Annotated in this window: 6 protein-coding genes; 3 read left to right on the top strand and 3 right to left on the bottom strand. The window is 71.2% G+C overall.

The genetic code is table 11. The features are described 5' to 3' along the window. Nucleotides 1–88: 88 nt before the first annotated feature. The gene (locus N864_RS16790) at nt 89–1,546 is read right to left on the bottom strand and encodes an MFS transporter (protein WP_081793967.1); all 1,458 of its coding nucleotides are present in this window, start codon (nt 1,544–1,546) and stop codon (nt 89–91) included. 75 nt (nt 1,547–1,621) lie between these two features. Here N864_RS16790 and N864_RS16785 point away from each other — a divergent pair, with 75 nt between their 5' ends. Next, a complete protein-coding gene (locus tag N864_RS16785; protein ID WP_051518714.1) occupies nt 1,622–4,288 on the top strand; it encodes an ATP-binding protein in 2,667 nt (888 codons plus the stop codon). A gap of 101 nt (nt 4,289–4,389) precedes the next feature. Further along, nucleotides 4,390–4,641 carry a DUF4242 domain-containing protein gene (locus tag N864_RS16780; protein ID WP_034719481.1) on the top strand — a complete coding sequence of 84 codons (252 nt, stop codon included), beginning with the start codon at nt 4,390–4,392 and terminating at the stop codon, nt 4,639–4,641. A 117-nt stretch (nt 4,642–4,758) separates the two neighbouring features. Here N864_RS16780 and N864_RS16775 read toward each other — a convergent pair whose 3' ends face one another. Next, entirely contained in the window at nt 4,759–5,769 is a 1,011-nt protein-coding gene (locus tag N864_RS16775; RefSeq protein ID WP_034719478.1) for an aldo/keto reductase family protein, read from the bottom strand. 180 nt (nt 5,770–5,949) lie between these two features. On the opposite strand from N864_RS16775, the gene N864_RS16770 reads away from it, so the two are divergent. Continuing rightward, a complete protein-coding gene (locus tag N864_RS16770; protein ID WP_051518713.1) occupies nt 5,950–6,360 on the top strand; it encodes a hypothetical protein in 411 nt (136 codons plus the stop codon). Nucleotides 6,361–6,425: 65 nt separating this feature from the next. On the opposite strand, the gene N864_RS16765 is transcribed toward N864_RS16770, so the two are convergent. Next, the coding region (locus tag N864_RS16765; RefSeq protein ID WP_034719475.1) for a SulP family inorganic anion transporter at nt 6,426–7,444 on the bottom strand (1,019 nt) is incomplete at its 5' end.

Below are 7,444 nucleotides of genomic sequence, written 5' to 3'. Positions count from 1 at the left end.
CCGACAATGCCGCATCAACCGCTTCCAGAACCCATACCTGACCTCGGTCAGCCCAGGATCAGCACCGACACCACGCCCGCGACCGTCCTCAGACCGCGCCACCGCGGATCGGCGGCCCCGCCTGCTCGGGGTGCGGGTGCGGTCGGTGCAGTCCGCTGTCGTTGCACGTCGAGGGATTGCGGATGAGCAGCCACGACACCACTCCTCCCGCGGCGAGCAGGACGACGTTGATCCACATACTCGCCGTGTAGGCGTGCGAGAACTCGTCGGGCTTCCGGTAGTCCTTGCCGCCGAGCCCGACAACGGCTGGTAGCGCGGCGACGGCGAGCAGCGAGCCGGCCCGGGCCACAGCGTTGTTGACGCCGCTGGCGATGCCGGCGAACCGGTCGGGCACGGCGGCGAGGACGGTCGCGGTCAGTGGGGCCACCAGGATGCAGAGGCCGAGCCCGAAGACGACGACGCCGGGCAGGATGTGCGACCAATAGCTCGATTCCGCACCCACCCCCGCGAGCAGGGCGACGCCGACCGCGCAGACGAGCGGCCCGATCGTCATCGGCAGTCTCGGCCCGACCCGGGTGCCGATCTCGCCACCCTTGCCTGCGAGCAGGAGCATGAGGACCGTCACGGGGAGGGTGGCGAGGCCAGCCTGCAGCGGCCCGTAGCCCAGGACGACCTGCAACTGCAGCACGAGGAAGAACATCACCGCCCCCAAGGCGGCATAGACGAGCAGCGTCATGAGGTTTGCCGCGGTGAAGACCCGGGACCGGAAGAGACTTGGGCGCAGCATCGGGGTCCGCGTCCGCCGCTCCACGACGACGAACGCGGCACCGGTCGCCACTCCAGCCGCGATGACCACTGCCGTCCACCCTCCGCCGATCACCTGCGCCTCGATGAGCCCGTAGGTCGTGATCGCAAGGGCCGCGGTCGCGAGCGCCGCGCCGAACCCGTCGAACCGGCCCGTCGACTCCGTGTCGTGGCTCTCCGGCACCGCTCTGCTCACCCATACGGTCGCCCCCGCCAGGGGCACGTTGATGAGGAAGACCCACCGCCAGCTCGCGTACTGGATCAGCCAGCCGCCGACGAAGGGACCGACGGCAGAGGCGATTCCGCTCACGCCAGACCATGTGCCGATGGCCTTGGCTCGGTCGTTCTCGACGAAGGATGCCTGGATCAGGGCCAGGCTGCCGGGGGTCAGGAGGGCTCCCCCGACCCCCTGGGCAATCCTCGCGCCGATCAGCTGGCCGGGGCTCTGTGCAGCACCGCAGAGGGCCGACGCCACGGCAAACGCGACCACACCGGTCACGAAGACTCGTCGGCGGCCATAACGGTCACCGAGCGACCCACCGAGCAGGATGAGCGAGGCGAGGCTCAGCAGGTAGCCGTTGGTCACCCACTGCAGGTCCTGCAGGCTCGCGCCGAGGTCGTTGCCGATCCGCACGAGCGCCACGTTCACGACGGTGCCGTCGAGCAGCGCCATGCCCGACCCGAGCACGGCCGCCCCCAGGACCGCCCGGCCCGTGCGCGAACGCAGAGTGACCTCAGCCATGGCGCCCAGTCTCCGCGTCCCTCCCCGATTTCGCCATCGAGGCCCGGCTGGCCGGCACGCACGTAGACTCGGGCGATGGGCCTCGTCGAGCGCGAGACACAGCTTCGGAGCCTTGGCCTCTACCTCGATGACGCCATGGCGGGTCACGGCCGTCTCGTCTATGTCTCAGGCGAGGCAGGCGTCGGCAAGTCGGCGTTGGTGAACGCCCTCGCGGAAGGATCCGCCGGGCGGGCTCGGGTGGGCTTCGCCTACTGCGACGGGTCGTCGACCCCATCTCCCCTTGCGCCACTGCGCGAGCTGCTTCCGGCCCTGCCCCAGGGCGTGTGGCCTGCAGGCGCTGCTCGTCCCGACGTCTTCGCCAACGTCCTCGCCGCCCTCCGGGAGGTGTCGACCGACGCGCCATACCTGCTCGTCGTCGAGGACGCACACTGGGCCGACCAGGCCACGATCGACCTTCTCCTGCACCTCGCGCGCCGGATCCACACGTGTAGCGCCCTGGTCATCGTCACGTTCCGCCCGGAGGACGTCGAGAGCAACTATGGGCTGCGCGTGCTGCTCGGGGTCACTGCCTCGGCCACCGGCACGCGCCGAGTCGACGTGCCTCCGCTGTCAGCCCGCGGCGTCGCCGCCCTCGTCGCCGAACGCCGGGAGCAGAGTGGCGGAGCGATCGACCCGGCGCGGCTGCACGAGATCACCCACGGCAACGCCTTCTATGTCACCGAGGTCCTCTCGAGCGGCCTGGATGTGATCCCTGACAAGTGCCGGGACGCAGTGCTGGCCCGGCTGGCGAGCCTCTCCCCCGATGGACAACAGGCACTGGAGATCGTCGCGCTCGCGGGGCCACGCGCAGACGTCGACCTGCTGGAGGAGCTGCTCCGAGGCGGCCTCACTGCCCTGGACGAGGCGCTGGCTCGGGGGCTGCTGGTCGAGTCCGACGGCGCGATCACCTTCCGTCACGAGCTGGCGAGGATCGTTGTGGCGCAGGAGATCCCGGTCGGCCGACGGATCCACCTGCACCGTCGGCTCCACCGGGCGCTGCAGGTCCGTGCAGCCGACCAGTCGCGGCTCGCGTACCACGCCGATGCCGGCGACCTCAGCCCCGCCGCCGTCGAGCACGCCACCGCGGCGGGCCGGTCCGCCTCTGAGCTCGGCGCCCACCGCGAGGCGGCCCGCCAGTTCGAGCGCGCCCTGCGGCACATGGCGAAGCTGCCCCGTCCGGAGGGAAGCGACGACGCGGTCGCGGAGCTGAAGTGGGCGCTCGGCTACGAGCTCTACATCACCGGCCGCACCGCCGAGGCCGCGGACGCGATCGAGGAGTCCCGACGGATCTGGGAGGACCGCGGAGACACGACGAAGGTCGGCGACGCGTGGCGATGCCTGTCCCGTCTGCTCTGGTTCGAGGGCCGCAACGCCGACGCGGAGGCCGCCGCGGGGCGGGCGCTGCAGCTCCTCGAGGGTCCTCCGACGACCGAGCTCGCCTATGCCTACAGCAACATGACCCAGCTGCGGATGCTGTCGAGCGACGCAGAGGCAACTCGACGGTGGGGCGCGCGGACCCTCGCGGTCGTCGACTCCCTGGCGGAGGGCCGCGCGCGGACCGAGCTGCGCGCCCATGCCCTCAACAACCTCGGCACGATCGAGGTCGTGGCCGGCCAGGTGCCGGATGGTGTGGCAATGCTCGAGGAGAGTCTCGGCCTCGCTCGGGCGGGAGAGCTCCACGAGCATGCAGCGCGCGCCTACGTGAACCTCTCCTCGAGCGCCGCGGTGCAGCGCCGACACGAGGACGCGCGCCATCACCTGACCGAGGGGATCGCCTACTGCACCGAGCGCGACCTCGACTCGTGGACGAGCTATCTCGTCGCGATCGACGCCGAGCTCCAGGTCAACCGCGGACGGCTGGAGGACGCCGTGCGACACGCGGAAGCCGTCCTCGCCCATCCCGCCCTGCCGAGCAGCGCCAGGCTCGGCCCGCTCATCGCGCTGGCCCACGTGCGCGGCCGCCGGGGTGAGAGCGGGTGCGATGATCTCGTCGCGCGGGCCCAACGCCTTGCCGACGGCATCGGAGAGGTGCAGGCCGTTGCACCCGTTGCCGCGCTGCGTTGCGAGCTCGCCTGGATTGCGGGGCGCGACTGCGACGCGGCGGCGACAGCCCGGCAGGTCGCCGATCTCGTCCAGACCGCCGACTGCCGCTGGAACCGCGGCGCCGTCCTGCGGTGGGTCCCGCAGGCCCAGCAGGACCCGGCAGGCAAAGAGGTGGCACCTCCCTACGCCGCGGAGATCGCGGGCCATTACGACGAGGCGGCCCGCCTGTGGGCGGAGCTCGACTCCCCGTTCGACCAGGGGCTCTCGCTGGCCCGCAGCGGTGACCCCGACGGGATGCAGCAGGCCATCGACATCTTCGACGGGATGGGCGCGGCTGCCGCCGCTGCCCGTGTTCGCGGCGACCTTCGCCGGCTCGGCCAGCGCGTCCGTCCGGCGCCGAGCGGTCGTGTCGGCAAGCACCCCGCCGGGCTCACGCCACGCGAGTCACAGGTTGCGGAGCTCGTCGCTCGGGGCATGACCGACGCGGAGATCGCCGCGCACCTCGTCATCGCGCGCCGCACTGCCGAGCACCACGTCGCGGCGATCCTCGCCAAGCTGGGGGTCGACTCTCGCCGCGCCCTGGCTGCCACCCCGGCCAGCACGGAGCCCGCGCCATCTCCGCCCGCTACGCCGTCTACGGCATCCGCGCCATCTGGGTAGCGACTCGGACATCGTGAAGATGGGTAGCCGCCACCCATGCGCGGCCCCACGGCCTGCTCCCAGAGTGGAGGCACACCACCACGAGGGAAGGAGCGGTTCCCATGCCGCTGTTCATGGATGTGCACGCACTGGGTGACGGGGTCACGATGGACGACGTCGCGAAGGCCCACGCGGCAGACCTGGCCACGCAGGGCGCCCACGACGTCAACTACCTGCGCTACTGGGTCGACGAGGCCAAGGGCCAGATCTTCTGCCTGGTCGAAGCGCCCGACGCGGAGGCCGCGAACACGGTGCACCGTGAGGCGCACGGGCTCGTCGCCGACCACATCTTCGAGGTCAAGGAGGGCAGCTAGCAGCAGAGCCGCGCACCTCCTCGCGGGCTCCGGTCAGTGAGCCAGCCGCTCGCCGCGCCCGAACACGCGCTGAGCCGACCTCGCACCGCGAAGCCGGCTCAGCGTCATACGGCTCGGTCAGGCCACGCGACCCTTGGGCGCGAGCTCTGCGGTCTTGCCGGCATCGCGCACCACGACGTCACCGAGCGCGTCGTCGATGCGCTTCATGAGCGCGGAGTCGAGCTTCACACCAGCGGCCTTGACGTTCTCGCTCACCTGCTCTGGGCGGGAGGCGCCAACGAGCGCCGCGGCGACGTTCGGGTTCTGCAGCACCCACGCGACGGCGAGCTGGGCCATCGTGAGTCCGGCGTCATCGGCGATCGGCCCCAGCTGCTCGACCCGCTCAAGGACGTCGTCGCGCAGGAAGCGCTTGACGAAGTCGGCGCCACCCTTCTCGTCCGTCGCGCGGGACCCGGCGGGCGGCGGCTGGCCCGGCTTGTACTTGCCGGTGAGCACGCCCTGGGCGATCGGGCTCCAGACGATCTGGGAGACACCGAGCTCCTCACACGTCGGGACGACCTCCGGCTCGATGACGCGCCAGAGCATCGAGTACTGAGGCTGGCTCGAGATGAGCTGGAAGCCGAGCTCCTTTGACAGCCGGACCCCTTCGCGGATCTGGTCCGCGGTCCATTCGCTGACGCCGATGTAGAGCGCCTTGCCCTGTCGGACGATGTCGGCGAAGGCCTGCATCGTCTCCTCGAGCGGCGTCTCCGTGTCGTACCGGTGCGCTTGGTAGAGGTCGACGTAGTCGGTCTGCAGCCGACGGAGAGAGCCGTTGATCGACTCCATGATGTGCTTGCGGGACAGGCCGGTGTCGTTCTTGCCGCCCGGGCCGGTGGGCCAGTAGACCTTCGTGAAGATCTCCAGGCTCTCGCGTCGCTCGTTCTTCAGGGCCTCGCCGAGAACCGTCTCGGCTGCCGTGTTGGCGTAGGTGTCGGCCGTGTCGAAGGTCGAGATGCCCGCATCGAGGGCGGCGCGCACGCACTGTGCGGCGACGTCGTTCTCGACCTGCGAGCCGTGGGTCAGCCAGTTGCCGTACGTGATCTCTGAGATCTTGAGTCCGCTGTTGCCGAGGTATCGGTATTCCATGACGGCCACGGTATGCCGCTTGGCCGGGTGTCGCTCACAGGCCTCCCCCTCGGTTCGGGACGCGGCAAATTGGCAGGTTTCGCCCAGCCAACCGGTGGGCACCGGGCGGGCAACGCCGGCATCCGAGCCCTGGGTGCGCGCGGCGTCATTCTGGTCCCGATCGACGGAAGGTGGCATCCGATGGACAAGCGCAAGGTTGTGGAGTTCGAGGAGAACGACGGCACCCTGCTGCGCTACTTCCACCATGTGAACGGCGACGGTCTCGTCGAGGCCACCGCGGACGTGGACCCATCGGCGTACATCGGTCCCGCGGCCTACGTCGACCGCGGTGCCCGGGTCGAGGCCGGGGCACGCATCGAGAGCAACGCGTGGATCGAGGACGGCGGCGTCGTCCGCTCCGGGGCCGTGGTCGGCCCGGCCTCCCACGTCGGCGCGGAAGCGGTCGTCGGACGCGGGGCCCGCCTCGGGACGCGGGTCCGGATCGGCGCGGGGATGCAGGTGCCGAGGAACGCTCGGCTCGACGCCGACACCGTGGTGCGGTCGAACCGCGCGGTCCGCAAGCTCCAGAACGGCCGACGCCACGCCGCCTGAGGGCTCGCGGACTGGCGCTAGCCCGCGACTCGCGACTGGCGCTAGCCCGTGGCTCGCGACTGGCGCTAGCCCGCTGCGCGGGCCAGCTCTCCCTGCGGGGAGTCGTGCTCGCCGCGGACGTGGTCCCGCGCGTGCGCCAACGCCGGCTCGAGACTGTCGAACAGGTGCGCGTCGTGCCGCAGCTCGTCCAGCACCCCCACGTTCGTGAACAGCGTGAGGTGCCGAGCCTGGATTCCCTTGATGAGCACGACGATCCCCTGCCGCTCGAGGCCTGCGACGAGCTCGGTCAGCGCGTGGGCCCCCGTCGCGTCGACGACCCGCAGCCGCGAGAGCCGCAGCACCACCACCCTGGCCTGCTGGTCTGAGGCGATCTCGGAGCCGATCCGCTCGGCTGCGCCGAAGAACATGGACCCGTCCAACGTGTAGAGGGCGATGTGCTCGTCGCCCGGCTCGGCTGGACCGGGCAACGGCTCGCGGTGGACCACGGTCGCCTTGGCCACCGAGCGCAGGGCGAAGAAGGCCGCCACGACGATGCCGACCTGGACCGCCTCGATGAGGTCGACCGCGATCGTGACGGCGGCCGTGACGACAAGGACGAGCGCATCCGTGCGCGTGGAGCGAAGGACCCCCTTGATGGTGCGCACGGAGACCATGCGGGTCGCGGTGACCATGAGCACGCCCGCGAGGGCAGCCATCGGGATGCGCGACACCGGACCGGTCGCGAGATAGATCACACCGAGGATGACGAGCGAGTGCGTCACCGCCGCCAACCGGGTCCGGGCACCAGCGCGGACGCTGACGGCGGTGCGCGCGATGGCGCCGGTCGCGGGCAGGCCACCGAAGAGCCCGCTCGCGAGTGACGCGAGGCCCTGGCCCACGAGCTCCCGGTCCGGGTCGTAGCGACGGGTTCGCGCCACCTCCGAGTCGGCTGCGCGCCCTGGTCCGCTGTCGGGTCGAGGCAGCGAGGCTGCCACGCGGGCCGAGAGCAGCGACTCGATCGCGGCCAGAGCGGCCACCGCGAGCGCGGGACCGGCGAGGGCGCGCAGCAGGCCGAGGCTCATGTCGGGGATCGCCGGCACGGGGA

The sequence above is a fragment of the Intrasporangium chromatireducens Q5-1 genome, assembly GCF_000576575.1.
Lineage (GTDB): Bacteria > Actinomycetota > Actinomycetes > Actinomycetales > Dermatophilaceae > Intrasporangium_A > Intrasporangium_A chromatireducens.
Note: the sequence above shows the minus strand (reverse complement) of the source record. Positions and strands in the feature narration are given on the sequence as shown.

What these genes read in the sequence shown, in the direction of transcription:
- N864_RS16790 (WP_081793967.1), bottom strand. Translation starts at nt 1,546, where the DNA reads ATGGCTGAGGTCACTCTGCGTTCGCGCACGGGCCGGGCGGTCCTGGGG.
- N864_RS16785 (WP_051518714.1), top strand. Translation starts at nt 1,622, where the DNA reads ATGGGCCTCGTCGAGCGCGAGACACAGCTTCGGAGCCTTGGCCTCTAC.
- N864_RS16780 (WP_034719481.1), top strand. Translation starts at nt 4,390, where the DNA reads ATGCCGCTGTTCATGGATGTGCACGCACTGGGTGACGGGGTCACGATG.
- N864_RS16775 (WP_034719478.1), bottom strand. Translation starts at nt 5,769, where the DNA reads ATGGAATACCGATACCTCGGCAACAGCGGACTCAAGATCTCAGAGATC.
- N864_RS16770 (WP_051518713.1), top strand. Translation starts at nt 5,950, where the DNA reads ATGGACAAGCGCAAGGTTGTGGAGTTCGAGGAGAACGACGGCACCCTG.